This window comes from Amycolatopsis sp. FDAARGOS 1241 (assembly GCF_016889705.1).
GTDB lineage: Bacteria > Actinomycetota > Actinomycetes > Mycobacteriales > Pseudonocardiaceae > Amycolatopsis.
Genome location: NZ_CP069526.1, coordinates 6,700,509 through 6,717,474 on the forward strand (window position 1 = coordinate 6,700,509; position 16,966 = coordinate 6,717,474).

General features: G+C 72.3%; 18 protein-coding genes. 2 read left to right on the top strand and 16 right to left on the bottom strand.

Annotated features, from left to right (window positions below; all coding sequences use genetic code 11):
- Window positions 1–114 precede the first annotated feature (114 nt).
- Genes I6J71_RS32755 through I6J71_RS32780 form a run of 6 tightly spaced genes read right to left on the bottom strand, consistent with a single transcriptional unit; the run spans window position 115 to window position 4,378 of the window.
- On the bottom strand, window positions 115–1,068 hold the full coding sequence (locus tag I6J71_RS32755; RefSeq protein WP_204097353.1) for an ROK family protein: 954 nt from the start codon (window positions 1,066–1,068) through the stop codon (window positions 115–117).
- 15 nt (window positions 1,069–1,083) lie between these two features.
- Window positions 1,084–1,527 (bottom strand): hypothetical protein, encoded by a 444-nt coding sequence (locus I6J71_RS32760; RefSeq protein ID WP_204090378.1) that lies wholly within the window; start codon window positions 1,525–1,527, stop codon window positions 1,084–1,086.
- Window positions 1,524–2,684, bottom strand: coding sequence for an ArsA family ATPase (locus tag I6J71_RS32765; protein ID WP_204090379.1), 1,161 nt, complete (start codon window positions 2,682–2,684; stop codon window positions 1,524–1,526). The genes I6J71_RS32760 and I6J71_RS32765 overlap by 4 nt, the downstream gene beginning before the upstream one ends.
- Window positions 2,685–2,692: 8 nt before the next feature.
- Complete coding sequence (locus I6J71_RS32770; protein ID WP_204090380.1) at window positions 2,693–3,130, bottom strand: SRPBCC family protein; 438 nt, start codon at window positions 3,128–3,130, stop codon at window positions 2,693–2,695.
- 26 nt (window positions 3,131–3,156) lie between these two features.
- Window positions 3,157–3,951 carry a metallophosphoesterase gene (locus I6J71_RS32775; RefSeq protein ID WP_204090381.1) on the bottom strand — a complete coding sequence of 265 codons (795 nt, stop codon included), beginning with the start codon at window positions 3,949–3,951 and terminating at the stop codon, window positions 3,157–3,159.
- A 13-nt stretch (window positions 3,952–3,964) separates the two neighbouring features.
- The gene (locus tag I6J71_RS32780; protein ID WP_204090382.1) at window positions 3,965–4,378 is read right to left on the bottom strand and encodes a polyketide cyclase / dehydrase and lipid transport; all 414 of its coding nucleotides are present in this window, start codon (window positions 4,376–4,378) and stop codon (window positions 3,965–3,967) included.
- A gap of 114 nt (window positions 4,379–4,492) precedes the next feature.
- Here I6J71_RS32780 and I6J71_RS32785 point away from each other — a divergent pair, with 114 nt between their 5' ends.
- On the top strand, window positions 4,493–6,289 hold the full coding sequence (locus I6J71_RS32785; protein WP_204090383.1) for a long-chain fatty acid--CoA ligase: 1,797 nt from the start codon (window positions 4,493–4,495) through the stop codon (window positions 6,287–6,289).
- Window positions 6,290–6,381: 92 nt separating this feature from the next.
- Here the strand turns inward: I6J71_RS32785 and I6J71_RS32790 are convergent, their stop codons facing one another.
- The 3 genes from I6J71_RS32790 to I6J71_RS32800 all read right to left on the bottom strand — a co-directional run bounded on the left by I6J71_RS32790 (window position 6,382) and on the right by I6J71_RS32800 (window position 9,296).
- Window positions 6,382–6,831 (bottom strand): YbjQ family protein, encoded by a 450-nt coding sequence (locus tag I6J71_RS32790; RefSeq protein WP_204090384.1) that lies wholly within the window; start codon window positions 6,829–6,831, stop codon window positions 6,382–6,384.
- Window positions 6,832–6,872: 41 nt separating this feature from the next.
- Window positions 6,873–7,979, bottom strand: a complete 1,107-nt coding sequence (locus I6J71_RS32795) for an NAD(P)/FAD-dependent oxidoreductase (RefSeq protein WP_204090385.1) — start codon at window positions 7,977–7,979, stop codon at window positions 6,873–6,875.
- 72 nt (window positions 7,980–8,051) lie between these two features.
- Window positions 8,052–9,296: an aminotransferase class I/II-fold pyridoxal phosphate-dependent enzyme gene (locus I6J71_RS32800; protein ID WP_204090386.1), complete on the bottom strand. Its 1,245-nt coding sequence runs from the start codon at window positions 9,294–9,296 to the stop codon at window positions 8,052–8,054.
- Between the two features lie 71 nt (window positions 9,297–9,367).
- On the opposite strand from I6J71_RS32800, the gene I6J71_RS32805 reads away from it, so the two are divergent.
- Window positions 9,368–9,850, top strand: coding sequence for a hypothetical protein (locus I6J71_RS32805; protein WP_204090387.1), 483 nt, complete (start codon window positions 9,368–9,370; stop codon window positions 9,848–9,850).
- Between the two features lie 215 nt (window positions 9,851–10,065).
- Here the strand turns inward: I6J71_RS32805 and I6J71_RS32810 are convergent, their stop codons facing one another.
- The 7 genes from I6J71_RS32810 to I6J71_RS32840 all read right to left on the bottom strand — a co-directional run bounded on the left by I6J71_RS32810 (window position 10,066) and on the right by I6J71_RS32840 (window position 16,933).
- Entirely contained in the window at window positions 10,066–10,500 is a 435-nt protein-coding gene (locus I6J71_RS32810) for a hypothetical protein (protein WP_204090388.1), read from the bottom strand.
- A gap of 252 nt (window positions 10,501–10,752) precedes the next feature.
- On the bottom strand, window positions 10,753–12,264 hold the full coding sequence (locus I6J71_RS32815) for an AAA family ATPase (protein ID WP_204090389.1): 1,512 nt from the start codon (window positions 12,262–12,264) through the stop codon (window positions 10,753–10,755).
- 83 nt (window positions 12,265–12,347) lie between these two features.
- Window positions 12,348–12,839, bottom strand: a complete 492-nt coding sequence (locus tag I6J71_RS32820) for a hypothetical protein (RefSeq protein WP_239154058.1) — start codon at window positions 12,837–12,839, stop codon at window positions 12,348–12,350.
- On the bottom strand, window positions 12,836–13,324 hold the full coding sequence (locus I6J71_RS32825; protein WP_204090390.1) for a hypothetical protein: 489 nt from the start codon (window positions 13,322–13,324) through the stop codon (window positions 12,836–12,838). The genes I6J71_RS32820 and I6J71_RS32825 overlap by 4 nt, the downstream gene beginning before the upstream one ends.
- A complete protein-coding gene (locus tag I6J71_RS32830) occupies window positions 13,324–14,565 on the bottom strand; it encodes an MCE family protein (RefSeq protein WP_204090391.1) in 1,242 nt (413 codons plus the stop codon). The genes I6J71_RS32825 and I6J71_RS32830 overlap by 1 nt, the downstream gene beginning before the upstream one ends.
- Window positions 14,562–15,746 carry an MCE family protein gene (locus I6J71_RS32835; protein ID WP_204090392.1) on the bottom strand — a complete coding sequence of 395 codons (1,185 nt, stop codon included), beginning with the start codon at window positions 15,744–15,746 and terminating at the stop codon, window positions 14,562–14,564. Before I6J71_RS32835 ends, I6J71_RS32830 begins: the two co-directional genes overlap by 4 nt.
- Complete coding sequence (locus tag I6J71_RS32840; protein WP_204090393.1) at window positions 15,743–16,933, bottom strand: MCE family protein; 1,191 nt, start codon at window positions 16,931–16,933, stop codon at window positions 15,743–15,745. The genes I6J71_RS32835 and I6J71_RS32840 overlap by 4 nt, the downstream gene beginning before the upstream one ends.
- Window positions 16,934–16,966: the final 33 nt, after the last annotated feature.

Consider the following 16,966-nt stretch of genomic DNA (forward strand, 5'->3'; position numbering starts at 1 on the left):
CCCACCACGCCCACCGCCTCGACCCGACCCTCCCGACCGCGCCGACGCCACTCACCCGGGTCGCGGGCCGCAGCACGGGCACCAGGCCGAACGCACCCCCAGTCCAGCCGCAGCTCAGCCGGCGACCTCCGCGACGTCGGCCTTCGCCGCGTCGAGGGCCAGGGCGGCGGCGCCCACGATGGCCGTGTCGTCGCCGAGGTGGGCGGTGCGGATGCGCGCCAGCGGGCGGTGGCGGGCACCGGTGATGGCGCCCGCGTAGTGTTCGCGGGCTTCGTCGAGGAAGAGCGGCGCGGATTCGGACACGCCGCCGCCGATGACGATGATCTCGGGGTCGAAGACGTCGGCCACCAGCGCAAGGCCTTCGCCCAGCCACTTGGCCAGCTCGGCCATCGCACGCAACGCGATGGGGTCGCCGTCGCGGGCGGCGCCGGCGACGCGGCGGCCCGTGACGGAGCCCGGGTCTCCCGCGAGCTCGCGGGAGAGCACCGTCGAGCGGCCCGGGTAGCGGGCCAGCAGCTCCACCGCGGTGGCGGCCAGCGCCGTTCCGCTGCAGTAGCGTTCCCAGCAGCCGTACTTCCCGCACGGGCACGCGCGCCCGCCCGGCACCACGGTCAGGTGGCCCAGCTCGGGGGCGACGCCGTACGCGCCGCGGTAGATCTCGCCGTCGAGCAGCAGGCCGGCGCCGATCCCGGTGCCCAGGGCGACCAGCGCGGCCACCTGCGCACCCCGAGCGGCGCCGAAGCGGTGCTCGCCGACGACGGCCGAGTTCACGTCGTGCTCCAGCGTCACCGGCAGGCCCACGCGCTTCTCGATGCGGTCGGCCACGGGCGCGTCGCGCCACGCGAGGTGCGGCGCGAACATCACCGAGCGCCGGTCGCGCGCCACGAACCCGGCCACGGCCAGGCCCACGGCCGCCACGTCGTGGCGGTTGCGCAGGTCCTCGACGACGCCGGCGATGGCGTCTTCGAGGGCGTTCTCCTCACTCGGTGTCCCGACGCGGGCGGTGTCCAGGAGCGATCCCCGCTCGTCCACCACCCCGGCGCGCACGCTCGTGCCGCCGACGTCCACCCCAATCGTCAGCACTCAGTTCTCCTGCTCCGGCCGCCAGTCTTCCCGCTTGCGGACGGTGATGCGCTGCACCCGCGCGCCCACCGGCTCGTCCGCCGGAGCCGGGGGGCGGGGCTCGGGCCGGAAGCCCGGCATGTGCACACCCTCGTCCGGCTCCCAGCGATCCGCGAGCACCGCCCGCAGCAACGCCACGAGCTGCGCCGCCTGCTCGAGGAGCCGCGCGGCGAACTCCGGCCGTTCCCCTCGCACGACGGCGACGATCGCACACAACGGACACCACCCGCACGCGGAAGTCTCCCGGTCCCGGGGCGGTTCGTCCCGGTCCTGACCGTGCCCGGCGGCGACCACCCCCTCCAGCCACGGCGCGGCCCGCTCCACGACCATCTCGACCAGGAGGCGGATCTCCTCGGCCAGCCGCAGGCCCTCGGCGGCGTGCCCCGGCTCGTCCTGTTCGCTCACGCGCGGCCCCGGTTCCCGGCCAGGCTGATCACCAGGCCGCCTCCGTCGGATTCCGCACCGGTGATCCGGCACGGGCGCAGCGTCTCCGGCAGGGTGATCAGCCGCCGGAAGCCGTCCACGGTGATCGCCAGGTCGTCGTCGACGCGGGCGAGGTCCACGTCGGCTTCCCGCTGCAGCGGGATCGCGACGCGCAGCTGGAACCCGTCTCCATCCGGCGTCACCTGCAGCAGCGGGGTGACGGGTTTTCCGTTGCCGGACAAGGGATCCCGCGTGCCGTAGAGCTCGCGGGCCAGCTCGGCCAGCGCGGCCGCGCCCACCGGTTCAGCCGCCCGGTGCTCGACGCGCGCGAGCTCACCGGGCCCGAAACCAGCCCCGGCGAGGTCGGCCAGCACCGCGTCCTGCTGCGCGCGCCGCGTGCGCAGCCACGTGGCCGCCGACCCGCGCCAGAACCCGGGCGCCGGCATCAGGCGGTTGGCGATCAGCCCGTCGACGGCGATGCCGCGCAGCGCGAGCGACGTCAACGTCCGGCGCGCCTCGGCGACCACGACCCGTTCGGGCGTGAGCACCAGCCGGACGGTCGTCACGGTCGGGTCGGTCAGCAACTCCCGCAGCGCGTCCAGGTGCACGCCGAGCCGCCGCACCGAGCTCGCGACGCGGCCGCGCCGGCCGTGCGCGCGGGAGAGGTAGCCGGCCACGGCCTCGGGCAGCGCGAGCAGCCGCAGAGTCTCGGCGGTCGGCCCGCAGTCGACCACCACGGTGTCCCACGGCCCGAGCCCGGCCAGCCGGCGCACCTCGCCGAGCGCCAGCAGCTCGTCGACGCCCGGCAGCACGGTGAGCTCTTCGGCGTCCAGCGTGTCGAGCCCGGCGCCGGTCAGGACGGTCCGCAGCTGGTCGCGCAGCCCGTGCCACGTCCGGTCGGCCAGCGCGCGCGAGTCGACCTGCGCCGCCCACAGCCCCGCCGGCGAGCCGTCGCCCGGCACGTCCACTTCGGACGGCTCCGAGCGCAGCGGCGCGGCGAACGCGTCGGAAAGGGAGTGGGCGGGGTCGGTGGAGACCACGAGCGTTTTCCTGCCGCGGCCGGCCAGCGCGGTGGCGGTGGCCGCGGCGAGCGTGGTCTTCCCGACACCCCCCTTGCCGGTGAACAGCAGGATCCGCATGTCGCCCTCTAGCCTTCGGCCCGTCGCTTCAGCTCCTTGAGCGCCGTGTCCATCACCATCTTCTCGGCCTTGCGCCGCAGCAGGCCGATCATCGGCAGCGCCAGCTCCACCGAGAGCGTGTAGGTGACCTTCGTGCGCCCCTCACCGAGCTGCTCCAGCGCGTAGCGGCCGTTCTGCGCCTTCTGCATCTGACCCTTGACCAGGTGCCAGCTCACGCCGAGCCCAGAGCTGTCCCAGTCGTACTCAAGGGTGTAGACATCCTTGATCGGCCCGGCGTCCAGGGTCAGCTTCACCTGCTTGGCCCGCCCGGCGTCGTCGGTGCCCAGCACCTCGGCCTCCTGGACGGCCTTCGCCCACTCGGGATACGCGGGGAAGTCGGCGATCACCGACATGACCCGGCGGGGCTCGGCGTCGACCTCGATGGACTGCGTGGACTGCTCGGCCATGAACGAAGCGTAGCCGGACTACGTCGTCACCAGCGCAGCACGTAGGGCTGCCCGGTCTCCTTGAAGTGACCGACGTTACGGCACTCGGTGTAGCCGACGCGGCGGCGGGCGGCCAGCGGCTGGTGCACGTGGCCGAACACCGACCAGCGCGGGCGCTGCTCGCGAATGAGTTCCAGCAGGGCCGACGAGCCCAGTTCGGCGCGCCGTGCGACCACGTCGTAGGTCAGCTCCGGCAGGGCCGGCGGGATGTGCGTGCACAGCACGTCGACCCCGGACAACTTGGCCACCGACGCGTCGAAATCCTCACGAGGCCGCAGGTAGGGCCGCCAGGCCGCGCCTTTGCGCGGGCGCGGCACCACACCCTCGGGCAGCACCGCGCCGCCGGCGAAACCGAAGCGCAGGCCGCCGATGGTGGCGACCTCGCCGTCGAGCACCTGCACGCCGTCGCCGGCGAACTCGGGCCACAGCACGGGCGAGTCGACGTTGCCGGGCGTGGCGTACGTGGGAGCCGTCATCGAGGCGAACAGCGTGGCGTACTGCTCGCGCACCGCCTCGTCGACGGCCGCGGCCGGGTCGTCGAGCGTGGCCCACAGCGTGCGCGAGTAGGCGACCGTCTCGTCGCGGGTGCCTTCGCGGCGAAGGCGCGCGAACTGCGCCACCTTCTCCGCGCCGAACAGGGCGCCCATGATGCCCTTGTCGTGCTCGCGGTAGTCGACGAAGTCCAGCAGGTCACCGAGCACGACGAGCGCGTCGGCCCCCTCCCCCGCCCGCTTCAGCGCGTCGGCGTTGCCGTGCACGTCCGAAACGACGTGAACCCGCACAAGACCCTCCTAGTCAGTCCTCGGTCCGAGGTGGGATCCCGGGCGCTCGCCCGTCCTCGAGGACGTCCTTCAACCCCAGTGCCAGGTCCTTCGCGGCGCGGGCCCGCCGGTCCTGCTCCCGGCGCAGCTCACGCCACGTCAGCTGCCGCGGCGCACCACCGGGGCCGGCGGGCGTCGCGCGCAGGAAGTAGTGCAGCACGGTGCCGTCGAGCACGGGTTCCAGCCAGACCTCCATCGTACCGACGAGCGCGCCGGTCACGGTCCAGCGCAGGCCCTTGTCACCTCGGTCGGTGTAGACCTCGAGCACCAGGTCGGGCCAGTAGCGCCGCCACGACGCCGGATCGGCGAACGCCGCGGCGAGCGTGCTGGGCGGCACCACGATGAAGGTCTCGTCCACAAGATCGAGAGCGGGCGGTCCGGGGTTCACAGGCGCAGAATGTCACGACCTCGTCCGGCGGGGCGCCGCGGCGTGGTCTTAAGGTCTACGGCAAGCTAAGTTGACCGGCGGGTAACCCCGCACGCGTCGAACACGGAGGTCCACGTGCGCGAATACAGCGCCCCCGCCGGGAAGCCGGTGACCGACGACGAGAACCTGGCCGACGTCGTCTGGGCGAACGCCGAGCGGTTCTCCGACGTGGTGAGCTTCCGCAGGCAGGTCGACGGCACCTGGCTGGACGTGACGGCCAAGGACTTCGCCGACCAGGTCGCGGCCGTCGCGAAGGGCCTGATCGCCGCCGGCGTCGGTCACGGCGACCGGGTCGCGCTGATGTCGAAGACCCGGTACGAGTGGACCCTGATCGACTTCGCCATCTGGGCCGCCGGCGCCGTCACCGTGCCGATCTACGAGACGTCGTCGCCCGAGCAGGTGCACTGGATCCTGTCCGACTCCGCCGCCAAGGCCGTACTGGTCGAGACCGATGCGCACCGCGCGGCCGTCGACGAGGTCCGCAGCCGGCTCACCGCGCTGCAGCGCACCTGGCAGATCGAAGGCGCCGCGCCCGCGGTCGACGAGCTCACCGCGCTGGGCGCCGAAGTCACCGACGAGCAGCTGCACGCGCGCCGCCGCGAGGTCACCGCGGGCGAGCTCGCCACGATCGTCTACACGTCGGGCACCACCGGCCGGCCGAAGGGCGTCGAGCTGACGCACCGGAACCTGCTGGCCGAGATCCGCGCCGACATCGACGCGTTCCCCGAGCTCATGGAGCAGGGCAACTCGCTGCTGTGCTTCCTGCCGCTCGCGCACATCCTCGCCCGCGCGATCGCCGTGACCGCGCTGTCGGCCCGCGTGACGCTGGGCCACACGCCGGACGTGAAGAACCTGGTGGCCGACCTCGGCACGTTCCGGCCGACGTTCGTGGTCGCGGTGCCGCGCGTGTTCGAGAAGGTCTACAACGCGGCCAAGCAGAAGGCCCACGGCGACGGCAAGGGCAAGATCTTCGACGCGGCCGAGGCCGTGGCGGTCGAGTACAGCCAGGCGCAGGACAACGGCGGCGCCTCGTTCGGGCTGCGCGCGAAGCACCTGGTGTTCGACAAGCTCGTGTACAGCAAGCTGCGCGCGGCACTGGGCGGCCGCTGCATCGCCGCGGTGTCCGGCGGCGCCCCGCTCGGCGCGCGCCTGGCCCACTTCTTCCGCGGCATCGGCGTGCCGGTGTTCGAGGGCTACGGCCTCACCGAGACCTCGGCGGCGGCGAACGTGAACACGAAGACTGCGTTCCGCGTGGGCACCGTCGGCAAGCCCGTGGCGGGCACCTCGGTGCGCATCGCCGACGACGGCGAGATCCTCCTCAAGGGCGACGTCGTGTTCGGCGCGTACTACAACAACCCCACCGCGACCGCCGAAGCCCTCACCGAGGGCTGGTTCCACACCGGCGACCTCGGCGAACTCGACTCCGACGGCTTCCTCAAGATCACCGGCCGCAAGAAGGAGATCATCGTGACGGCCGGCGGCAAGAACGTCGCCCCGTCCGGCCTCGAGGACACCATCAAGGCCTCGCCGCTCATCAGCCAGGCCATGGTCGTCGGCGACCAGCGCCCGTTCATCGCCGCACTCGTCACCATCGACGAGGAGTTCTTCCCCGCGTGGAAGACCCAGCACGGCAAGCCCGCGCAGGCCACGGTTTCCGACCTCGCCGCCGACGACGACCTGCTGCGCGAAATCCAGGCCGCCGTGGACGAGGCCAACAAGCAGGTCTCCCACGCCGAGGCGATCAAGAAGTTCACCGTGCTGGCCAAGGACTTCACCGAAGCGAGCGGCGAGATCACGCCGAGCCTGAAGCTCAAGCGCAACGTGGTGAACAAGAACTACGCCTCCGACATCGAAGCGCTGTACAAGCGCTGAGCCCACCGGCCGGGTTCACCGATTGAATTCGCCGCTTTGATTCGCCGTGGCGTCCGGACACTTCGGACACCACGGCGAATTCGCGTCCGGGATCAGCCCTGCGGGAAACCCGGCGGCTGCTGGTACTGAGCCGGCTGCTGTTGCTGCTGCTGGTGGTGCTGAGCCTGGTGCTGCTGCGGCGGCGGCGCACCCTCCGGCACCACGTAGACGGCGGTGCCGTACGCGGCGATTTCGCTGGCCGTCTGGGCGATTTCGTTGCAGTCGAAGCGCAGGGCGAGCACGGCGTTGGCCCCGTGCTGCATCGCTTCCTGGGAAAGCCGGTTGAGCGCCTCGTACCGGGAGTCCGAGAGCAGCTTCGACAGGCCCTTCAGCTCGCCGCCCGCCATCGCCTTGAAGCCGGCTCCGAGATTGGAGAACATGTTGCGGCTGCGCACGGTCAGGCCGAAGACCTCACCGAACACGCGGACCACGCGGTAGCCGGGCAGATCGTTCATAGTGGACAGCAGGATCGGGAACTGCTGCGGGGGTGCGGCTTGAGTCATGCGCCGGATCGTAGCCACCCCGGACGGCGCCCACGGCCGATTCAGGCTGTGATTCGCTCGTTCCAGTCGATGTGGTGGTGGTAGAGCCAGCCGCGGTCCGCGCCGGCGTCCTGGCCCGCGCTGGCGGCCACGAGCTTCTCCACCCTGGCGCGGCGCAGCTTCTCGTAGGCCGCGAACGCGGCGGGCGCGTCCGGCAGGTCGCGCAGGCACAACGCGAGCACCACGCTGTCCTCCAGCGCCATCGAGGCGCCCTGCCCCGCCGCCGGGGACGCCGCGTGGGCCGCGTCGCCGACCAGGACCAGGCGCGGGGTGGACCAGACCCGGGTGGTCGGCACGTCGTAGGAGTGGCCGCCGAACACGTCGTCGCCCGTCGCGGCGACGATCTCCGCGCACGGCAGCGGGTCGCCGTCGAACGCGGCGAAGGCGAAGGCGCGCCAGCCGGCGGGGGTCACCGCGGCGATCTCGTCGCGCGAGCGTTCGGCGTCGGGGATGCGGGCGAACCAGAACGTGGCGCCGTCGGGCGCGGTGGTGAAGCCGAACGCCGCGCGGCTGCCGCGGATCATGCGGTAGATCCCGGGCGCGGCGGGCAGGCCTTCGGCGCGGGTGTAGCCGTAGACGACGGTCAGGCCGGTGAAGCGCGGCTGCGCGGCGTCCGGATCGATGAGGGTGCGGACCACCGACCGCAGGCCGTCGGCTCCGACGAGCACGTCGCCGGTCTCGGTGCAGCCGTCGGCGAAGGTGGCGACGACGCCGGACACCCCGGTTTCGGCGGAGACCAGCCGGCGGCCGTGCGCCACGGTGATCCCGCGGCGGCCGGCTTCCTCCTGCAGCGCGCGGTAGAACGCGGCGCGCGTGAGCGTGCGCGGCGCGGCGAGCTCACCGGTGTCGAACTCGCGGGTGCCGGCGGTTGCGCCGTCCGGGCCGACCAGCTCCACCCCCAGCGCGGCGAACGAGGCCTCGACCACGGGCCCGTCGGCGTCGATCGCCTTCAGCGCGTCCATGCCGTTGTGCATGACGGTGAGGAACGCGCCCGCGTCCGCGCCACCCGAGGGGTAGGCCTCGAACACCACCGGTTCGTGGCCGGCGCGCTGCAGCGCCATCGCCGTGACCGTGCCCGCGACGCCACCGCCGGCGATGAGAACGCGCATCGAAATCCCCCACCCCAAATGCCCGAACACGTGCCACCGCCGACCGTACCGGGCGGCGGTGGCACGAAGAGCTCAGGCGCGCTCGGCGACAGCGAGGCGCACGCACACGGCGAGGGCGCGCACGGCCTCCTCGACCTCGGCGAGCTCGGGGAAGGTCGGGGCGATGCGGATCGTCGCGTCCTGCGGGTCGTCGCCGTGGGGGTGCGTGGCGCCGGCGGGGGTCAGCGCGACGCCGGCCTCCTTGGCCAGGCGCACGACCTCCTTCGCGGTGCCCTCGGGCACCGTCAGCGAGACGAAGTAGCCACCCGTCGGCTTCGTCCAGGTCGCGAGACCCGAGTCGCCCAGCTCCTCGGTGAGGATGCGGTCGACCGCGGCGAACTTCGGCGCGATGATCTCGGCGTGCTTGCGCATGTGGGCGCGCACGCCGTCGGCGTCCTTGAGGAACATCGCGTGGCGCAGCTGGTTGACCTTGTCCGGGCCGATCGTTCGCTTGGCGAGCAGGCCGGTCCACCACGCGATGTTGGCCTCGGACGACCCGAAGAAGCCGACGCCGGAGCCGGCGAGCGTGATCTTCGAAGTCGAGCCGAACACGAAGGCGCGGTCGGGGTTCCCGGCCTCGGCGCACAGCGCGAGGATGTCGGCGACGGCGGCCTCGGTGTCGGTGAGGTGGTGCACGGCGTACGCGTTGTCCCAGAAGATGCGGAAGTCCGGGGCGGCCGTGGTCATCGAGGCGAGGCGGCGGGCGACCTCGTCGGAGAAGGTGACACCGGTCGGGTTCGAGTACTTCGGCACGCACCAGATGCCCTTGATGCCCGCGTCCTCGGCCGCGAGGCGCTCGACCACGTCCATGTCCGGGCCCTCGCCGGTCATCGGGACCTGGATCAGCTCGATGCCGAAGCGCTCGGCGAGCGCGAAGTGGCGGTCGTAGCCCGGCACCGGGCACAGCATCGCGACGCGCGGCTCGTCGGCCCAGCGGCGTTCGCCGCCCGGCAGCGTGCTCAGCAGCGCCTGCACCACGGCGTCGTGCATCAGCTCGAGGCTCGAGTTGCCGGCGGCCAGCAGCTGCTCGACCGGCACCTGCAGCGCGTCGGCGAAGATGCGGCGCAGCTCGGGCAGGCCCTTGAGGCCGCCGTAGTTGCGCGTGTCCGTGCCGTCCTCGGCCTTGTACTCGCCGTCGGGCAGGGTGAGCAGGTCCGCGGAGAGGTCGAGCTGCCGGGGGGACGGCTTGCCGCGGGTGATGTCCAGGGAGAGGCCGCGCTCGACGAGCGCCGCGTAGTCGCGACGGGCGGTGTCGACGTCGACGGGAGCAGTGGTCATGGCTCCAACGCTAAACCGCGCGCCGCTACCATTTCGGGTCACCCCCTGTCCAGGGTCTACGGTGGGGCCTCGTGCGCCTCGTGATCCACGCCGACCAGCGGCAGTTCTCCTTGCGGGACAAGACCGCCTGGCTCCCCGGCGACGGTGGGTGGTCCGACGAAGCGGTGACCTCGCACCGCGTCGCGGTGGAGCCGTCGTCGCTCGCCGTCGCCACCGCGCGGTCCGACCTCGTCGAGGCCGACCTCACCCTCCACCCGGCCGAGCCCCCGCTCCTGGCCGACGCCGAGCACGTCGTCGAGGCCGACCTCGCCGTGCCGAGCGGCCGGCTGACGGTCGCGGGCCCCGCCGACTACCCGGGCCAGGAGCACGTGCTCGACCTCGCCCCGGGCCGCTACCGCGTCCGAGTGTCCTATGTGGAGGGTGAGCCGCCCGCCACGACGTGGAACGAGCACGAGTACGGCGAGCACTACCGCTACGTGGTGGACCTCTGGCCCTCGGCCGAGCCGCGGCCGGTGACGGTGGTGCGCCAGGGCGCCGCAGTGTGGGACGGCTGATGCGCGGGTCAGCGCCGGACCGGTGCTGACCCGGTGCCGAATCGGTGCCGCCTCAGTGCTGGATCAGGCCGAGCTCGCCGAACATCCGCCTGCTCCAGGTCAGCGCGGTGGCCAGGTCGTCCCACTGCCGGTCCTCGTGGGTGAGGTACGGGAACACGTACGGCTCGGTGATGTCTGCCGGCAGGTCGCCGGCGTGGCATTCGGCCGACCTCGCCCTAGTTCTCGGCGTCCATGGCCGCGGCGACCTTCTCCGGCTGGCGGTCCCACACGCCGAACCAGAGCCGGCGCAGCATCGCCGGGTGGGCCACGGCGAAGATCAGCCCGCCGACGTCGAAGGGCTCACCCGCGGAGATCACCCGGGCCACCGCCCTCGTCCGCAGCAGCACTCCGGACGTCGGCAGCGTCGTCGCCCAGCCCGACCAGATCTCCACGCTGTGGCCGGCGTCGATGATCGCGGTGCACAGGGTCGCGAGCGCCAGGCCGCGGTTGATGATCACGTCGTGGCCGATCACGTGCGAATACGCGGCCGGGATGAGGAACGTGACGACCTTGCCGCGCCGGGACACCTGGCGGGGCACCGCGTCCACCATGCACTCGGGCACGCCCGCCAGGTAGGCGGCGAGGTCGACCTCGTGCCGGTCACCTCCCACGCCGGTTCCAGCTCCGTGACCACGTGGCCGAGACCGGCGCCGGCGCGCAGCTCCTCGACGGTCACGTCGGCATCCTCGAGGGCGATCGGCCACCCGTCGACGGCCAGCCGCAGTGCTTCCTCCCAGGTGGCGCCGTTCCAGTGGGATTCGGGTTGCCTGCTGGAAGCGTGCTTGATCGACGGCGGCGCGACGGCCGTCTCGATGAACTCGTGCCACGAGAGCATCGGTGGCAGGTGCACGGGCAGCACGGCGTCAGTCCAGCCCGAGCGCGGCGCGGTGCCCCTGCGACAGCCCGCGGATCACGCGCCACCGCATGACCTGCTCGACGGTGGCGCCGGCCTCCAGCAGCTTGGCGCCGTCGATGCTGGCCCGTGGCGAGATGATCACCGGGAGCTTCTTCTCCAGGGCCGTCTCGCGCAGGTCGCGGATCTGCTCGATCAGCTCGTCGACCGCGTCCGGGTACGACGGCGCGTGCCGCCGCGCGACGCGCTCCTCGAGGCCCTCGTCGATGGGCACGTCGACGACCACGAACCGGTCGAGCGTCGCCGAGTCGAGCGTCTGGCGGCCCAAGTACTGGCGGTCGCCGCCGGTGCCGTAGGTGTTGCCGGTGGCCACCAACCGGAAGGCGGGGTGCGCGGTGACCATGCCGTCGGCGAAGGCGCACACGCCGAGCGCGAGCGCCTGGTTGAGCTCGGCCAGCAGGCCGGGGTGGCCGTTGTCGAGCTCGTCCAGCAGCATCACGCCGCCGTGCTGGAACGCGCGCCGGAACGGTGTGTCGTGGTGCCGGCCGTTGGCGTCGTAGTAACCGAACACCTTGCTCATGGGCGTGGTCGGGCCCAGCGACAGCGCCTGGAACTCCAGCCCCAGCGCGGCGGCGGCGTGGCGCGCGAGCATGGACTTGCCCGTGCCCGCGGGGCCGACGAGCAGCACGTGGCACCGCGCGTGCAGCGCCAGCAGCAGCTCCGGCAGCACCGAGTGGGTGTCCTCAGCCGGCTCTACTGTCTTACCCTCGGGCAGCACGACCGAGACGACGGTCGGCGAGAACTTCGCGAGCAGCTTCTCGACCTCGACGTGCGCCGTCTTGCGCACGCGGGCCAGCGCGACCGCCGTGACCCGCTCGACCAGGTCACCCTGCGCCTCCCGGGTCACCTCCGCCACGGCCTCCCGCACAGTCCCGGACAGCTCCGCCGTCGCTTCGCGCAGCAGGTGCTCACGCAGCTGCGAGGGGTCGGGCGTGGCCTTCTCGACCGCGGCGCGCGCGAGCCCGGGCAGCACCTTCGCCGACTCGCGCTCCAGCACGTCGGCCACGGTCGAGCGCACGCCGTCGCCGGCCTTGTCCATCAGATCGGCGACGGCCCGGGAGGCCTGCTCGCGCACGAGCCCGGTCACCTCCGGAGCGGCCTTCGCGACCAGCTCCGCCCGCATGGTCTCGGGATCGGGCGCCGCGGCGCGCACCGCCCGCTCGGCTAGCTCCGGCAGCACCCGCGCCGACGAGCTCGTCAGCACCTCCGCAGCTTCGGCCCGCAGCAGTTCGCGCAGCTCGCGCTCGACGGACTCCTGCGCCTCGCCGAGGTCGGGCGTCGCGTCGGACACCGCCGCCTTGGCCAGCTGCGGCAGCAGGCCCTCGGCGTGCCGGCGGATCATCTCGGGCAGCCGGGCGTGGACCTCGCGGTCGACGCCCCAGTACAGCGCCGCCTGGGTGAACATCGAGCGCGCCACCGACTCGGAAATCCTGGCGATCTCGGCTTTCTGGCTGTCCCGCACCGGCCCTCCACGTTGTTCCGTCACTGCGGCGAACCGTAGGACGAACACCGTGGGAGGGGTCCCGGCCGGCGCCGAGCCGTGGCTCAGAGCGGATCGAGACCGGTGATCTTCCACTGGCCGTCGGCGCGGTGGGCGGTGACGGCCAGCTGCGCGACGGACGCCCGCGGTGCGCCCCCGCCCGGCAGGATCGTCTGCTGGTCGAGGAAGAGCAGCAGGGTGGCCTCGTCGCCGTGGAGGGTGCGGACGCCGGCGGAGCGGACGGTGGTGGTGCGGATGAGCTTGCCGTCGGTGGCACGCTTGCCCGCCGCGGCGAACTGCGCGCGGTACTGGCCGACGGCCGGGCCGCTGAGCACGTCGGCGGCGGCGCGCGAGGTGCGGTCGAGGTTGCCGTAGTCGTAGGAGAACAGGGCTTTCACCGCCGAACTCACCTGGTCGCGGACCTGCTCGGTGGTGGCCAGGTCGACGAGGGCGTCGTCGTCGCGGGGCTGCAGGGCCGAGGCCTGGACGGCGAACCAGACGGCACATGCGAGCGCGACGACGGTGACCGCCACGGCGGCCCGCACCGCGCGGTTCACGAACCCACCGCCTGAACGCCGCCGACCTTCCACGCGCTGCCCTCGCGCGTGAAGTCGACCGTCAGGCGCGCCTGCTTCGGCACCGCCGCGCCGCCGCCGGTGCTCACGCGCACGTCGAGTACCGCGATGACGCGCGCGGTGCCCGCGGCCGGGTCGAGTTCCGTGACGGCCGCCTGCCGCAGCGACGCCGTCGACACGGTCTTGGTGCTCGTCGCGCGGCCGACCTGCAGCTGCCGGTCGTCGGCGAGGTTCTTGCCGTACTGGCCGGTGGTGGCGCCGAGCCAGCGGTCGACGTCGGCGCCGGCGGTGCGGTAGTCGATCGTGTTGAGGGTGACCAGTTCCGTGGTCGCCGCCGCCAGCACGGCGTCGCGGTCGCGCCCGCGCGTCAGGGAGTCGTCGTGCGCCGCGCGCCACCACGACCAGCCGAACCACGCGGCGGCCACCACGGCCAGCACCGGCACCGCGACGAGCAGCCGCGTCCTCATCACGAGCCGCCCAGCAGCGCCCCGAGCCCGCCGGCGGGCGGCGGCGTGAGCAGGTCGAGCAAGCCCGGCAATTGGTTCGCGTCCGGCGTTGCCGACGCCGCCGGCTCCTTCGGCGCGGCCGGGATCGCCGGCGGTTTGCCCGCGTACGGCGCGTTCTGCGAACCGCGGACCCCGGTGGGGCTGCCGGGCGGTTCGGCGCAGTAGGCGTTCATGTTCACCGGCGCCTCGGTGGTGTCGTCGGCCGGCCGCTGTTTCGTACCCTCGTAGCCCTTGGTGCAGGACGCCGGGTCGAAGAAGTCGAACACCACGCCGAGGTGGCCGGTGCCGTCCGGCGATGTCGACGGCGAGAACGCCGAGATCACCGGGTACGCCACGAACAGCTCCTCGATCGCGTCCGTGCGCGCGGACGTGATCTGGGCCGTGGTCAGGGAATTCGCGAAGATCACCCCGAGGTCGGTGCCCGAGGTGGCCAGCACGTCGCTGATCTGGCGGCTCAGCTGCGGCGCCTGGTCGATCACCGTGCGCAGATCCGGATCCGACGATTTCAGCTGCGCCGCGATCGTCTTCAGCCCGCCCGCGAAGTCGGTGATGTCCTGCGCCTGCCGCTCCTGGGTCGCGAACACCGTGCGCGAGTGGGCGAGCAGCCCACGGGTGTCCGGGATGTACTGCGCGGCCGTGGCGGTGAGCGAACTCGTGCTGTCGAGCAGCTTCTGCAGCTGCGGCCCCGAGCCGGCGAACGCGTCGTAGGTCTCGTCCACCACGGTCTTCAGCGACTCCGGGTGCACGCTCGCCACCAGGTCGTCCAGGTGCGCCAGCACGGAGTCGGGCGACGCGGGCAACGAGGTGCGGTCCTGTGTGATCACCGACCCGTCGTGCAGGTACGGGCCTGTCTCGCGGTTCGGCAGCAGGTCCACGAACTGCTCCCCCACCGCCGACCGGTTGGCCACCTGGGCCTTCAGGTCGTCGGGGATGTCGGGGCCGCCCGAGTCGAGGTCGAGGTGCACGTCGAGGCCGTGGCCGGTGAGCGTCAGGTTCGTGACGCGCCCGACTGTCACGCCGCGGTAAGCGACCTCGGAGTTGACGAAGATCCCGCCGGAATCGGCGAGCTGCAGCGTCACCTGGTAGCCGCGCGAGCCGAAGAGCCGGTCGAGCCCCGCGTACTTACCGCCGGCGTAGACCACCGACACCACGGCGATCACGAGGAAGGCGATGAGCTGGAGGCGCGTCTTGCGGGTCGTCATCCCGCACCTCCGCCGAGCACGGGGCCGAGCAGGCCGCCCAGCAGTCCGCCGGGACCGGGCTGGTTCTTCGCCGGCGGTGCGGTGGTCGGCAGCGGCAGCGGCAAAGCCGGGGTGCCCGGCCCCGGCTGCGGGCCCGTCAGCCCCGGGATCTGGACCGGCGGCTGCGAGGAGCTCGTGAAGTTCCGCACGAGCTTGTCCAGATCCAGGTTCACGGTCGCGTCGACGTTGGCGTAGTCGCCCTTGATGGTGTTGCCCGCGTAGTCCGGGAACGGGTAGGTGAGCAGGATCTGCAACGCGGTGGGCAGGTCCTGGCCGGCCTCAGCGAGCTTCTGCAGCGTCGGCTTCAGCGCCTGGAGGTTCGCGACGAGCTGGTCACGGCTGCGGTTCACGGTGTCCACCGCGACGCCGGAGAGCTTGTTCAGCGCGGTCAGCATTTCCACGAGCTGGTCGCGCTGGTCCGCGACGATCTTCAGCCCCGGCGCCAGGTTGTCCAGCGCCGTCTTGATGTTCTGCTGCTGCCCCGCGAGCGTGTGCGAGAGCTTGCCGAGCCCGTCGATCGCCCGCAGGATCTCGCCCTTGTGCCCGTCCAGCTGCGTCGCGAGATCGTCCACACGCGACAGCAGCGCACGCATCTCCGGCTCGTTGCCGGACAACGCGTCGTTGAGCTCGTGGCTGATGTCCTGCAGCTGCCCGAGACCGCCGCCGTTGAGCAGCAGGGAAAGCGCGCCGAGCACCTCCTCGACCTCGGGGTTGCGGTTGGTGCGGCCCAACGGGATCTGCACGCCGTCGGCGAGGTGCCCTTCGGGCTTCTCCGCCGCCGGTGCGCTCAGCTCCACGAACTTCTCGCCCAGCAAGCTCGACTGGCGCAGCTCGGCGTGCGCGTTGGCGGGTAGCTGCACGTCGCCGTTCACCGTCATCGCGACGAGTGCGGAGCGGGTGTCGGGCGTGAGCGTGATCCGGTCGACCCGCCCGACGGCGACGTCGTTCACCTTCACGCTCGCCTGCGGCACGAGGTCGAGCACGTCGGTGAACAGCGCCGTCACGTGGTACGGGTGGTCGCCGAGGTCCGGGCCACCCGGCAGCGGGGTGGAGTACAGGCCGTTGAACCCGCCGTCGCTGCACCCGGCGAGCACGAGCACCCCGGCGAGCACCCCGGCCAGCCGCCGGCGCACGCGCTTCACTTGGCACCGCCCTGGGTCAGCACGTCCACGAGCGGCAGCGGCAATGGTGGCAGCCGGCCGTTCTCCAGTGAGTTGAGCGCCTGCGGCACCGTCGGCAGCTTCAGCGTGCCGTCGAGCACCGGCGCGAGCTGCTGGCAGATGTCGGTGAGCGTGGCCGGCACGTTCTTCGGGGTGCCCGCGGCCAGCAACCGGCAGACGGTGAGGATCGGCGGGTTGGTGATCTCGTTGAGGTTGTCGCGCACGGCGATCGTGCCCGACGCGGCGTCGTAGGAGTTGATGAAGTTCGTGGCGCCGGTGGGCGCGACGTCGAGCACCTCGGCAAGCGTGGCGCGCTGGTCCACGAGCACCTTCGTGAGCGACGCGAGCTTGTCTACATTGGATTCGAGGCCGGTTTTGTTGTCCGCCACGAACTGCTTCACCTCACCCAGCGACGAGGCGAGCGAGGTGAGCGCGGCCCCGACGTCGGCCGAATCGTCGGCGAGGAACCCGCTCACGTCGGCAACGCGTTCGTAGAACTCGTTGAGCCGGCTGTCGCTCTGCGCGAGGGCACCGGTGAACGAGTTGAGGTTCTGGACGGTCGAGAACAGGTCGTCCTTCGAATCGTCCAGGGTGCCCGCGAGGTCCGCGAGCCGCCCGACGGTCGAGTTGAGGTCCGCGCCGTTGCCCTTGAGGTTCTGCGCCGCCGTGTCGAGGACTTCGGACAGGGCGCCGTTCTTGTTGGCACCGTGGGGTCCCAGCGCGGTGGAGAGCTTGTCGAGGCTCGCATACAGGTCGTCGAGCTCGACCGGCGTGGCCGTCTTGTCGCGCGCGAGCACGGTGCCGCTCGCGAGCGTCGGGCCGCTGTCGTACGCCGGCGTCAGCTGCACGTAGCGGTCGCTGACGAGGCTCGGCGCGACCACGACCGCGCCGACGTTCGCCGGGATCGGCACGTCGTCGTTCACGCGCATGTCCACGCGCACGGCCTGGCCGTCGGGCGTCACCTCCGTGACCTCACCGACGGGCACACCCAGCACGCGGACCGAAGAACCCGCGTACAGCCCGACCGTCTTCCCGAAGTACGCCGACAACGTCGTCCCGGTGCCGCCGCGGAACACCAGCCACAGCCCGGCGGTGAGCAGCAACGCCAGCACACACGCGAACCCCAGCCACGACACCAGGTTCCGCTGCGCTTTGGTCTCGATGGTCATGCCGCCTCCGCGGGAGGAAGTACTTCTTCGGGC

Coding starts and splice junctions, on each gene's coding strand:
- I6J71_RS32765 (WP_204090379.1), bottom strand. CDS start 2,684: ATGCGGATCCTGCTGTTCACCGGCAAGGGGGGTGTCGGGAAGACCACG.
- I6J71_RS32770 (WP_204090380.1), bottom strand. CDS start 3,130: ATGGCCGAGCAGTCCACGCAGTCCATCGAGGTCGACGCCGAGCCCCGC.
- I6J71_RS32790 (WP_204090384.1), bottom strand. CDS start 6,831: ATGACTCAAGCCGCACCCCCGCAGCAGTTCCCGATCCTGCTGTCCACT.
- I6J71_RS32795 (WP_204090385.1), bottom strand. CDS start 7,979: ATGCGCGTTCTCATCGCCGGCGGTGGCGTCGCGGGCACGGTCACGGCG.
- I6J71_RS32800 (WP_204090386.1), bottom strand. CDS start 9,296: ATGACCACTGCTCCCGTCGACGTCGACACCGCCCGTCGCGACTACGCG.
- I6J71_RS32825 (WP_204090390.1), bottom strand. CDS start 13,324: ATGAGGACGCGGCTGCTCGTCGCGGTGCCGGTGCTGGCCGTGGTGGCC.
- I6J71_RS32830 (WP_204090391.1), bottom strand. CDS start 14,565: ATGACGACCCGCAAGACGCGCCTCCAGCTCATCGCCTTCCTCGTGATC.
- I6J71_RS32840 (WP_204090393.1), bottom strand. CDS start 16,933: ATGACCATCGAGACCAAAGCGCAGCGGAACCTGGTGTCGTGGCTGGGG.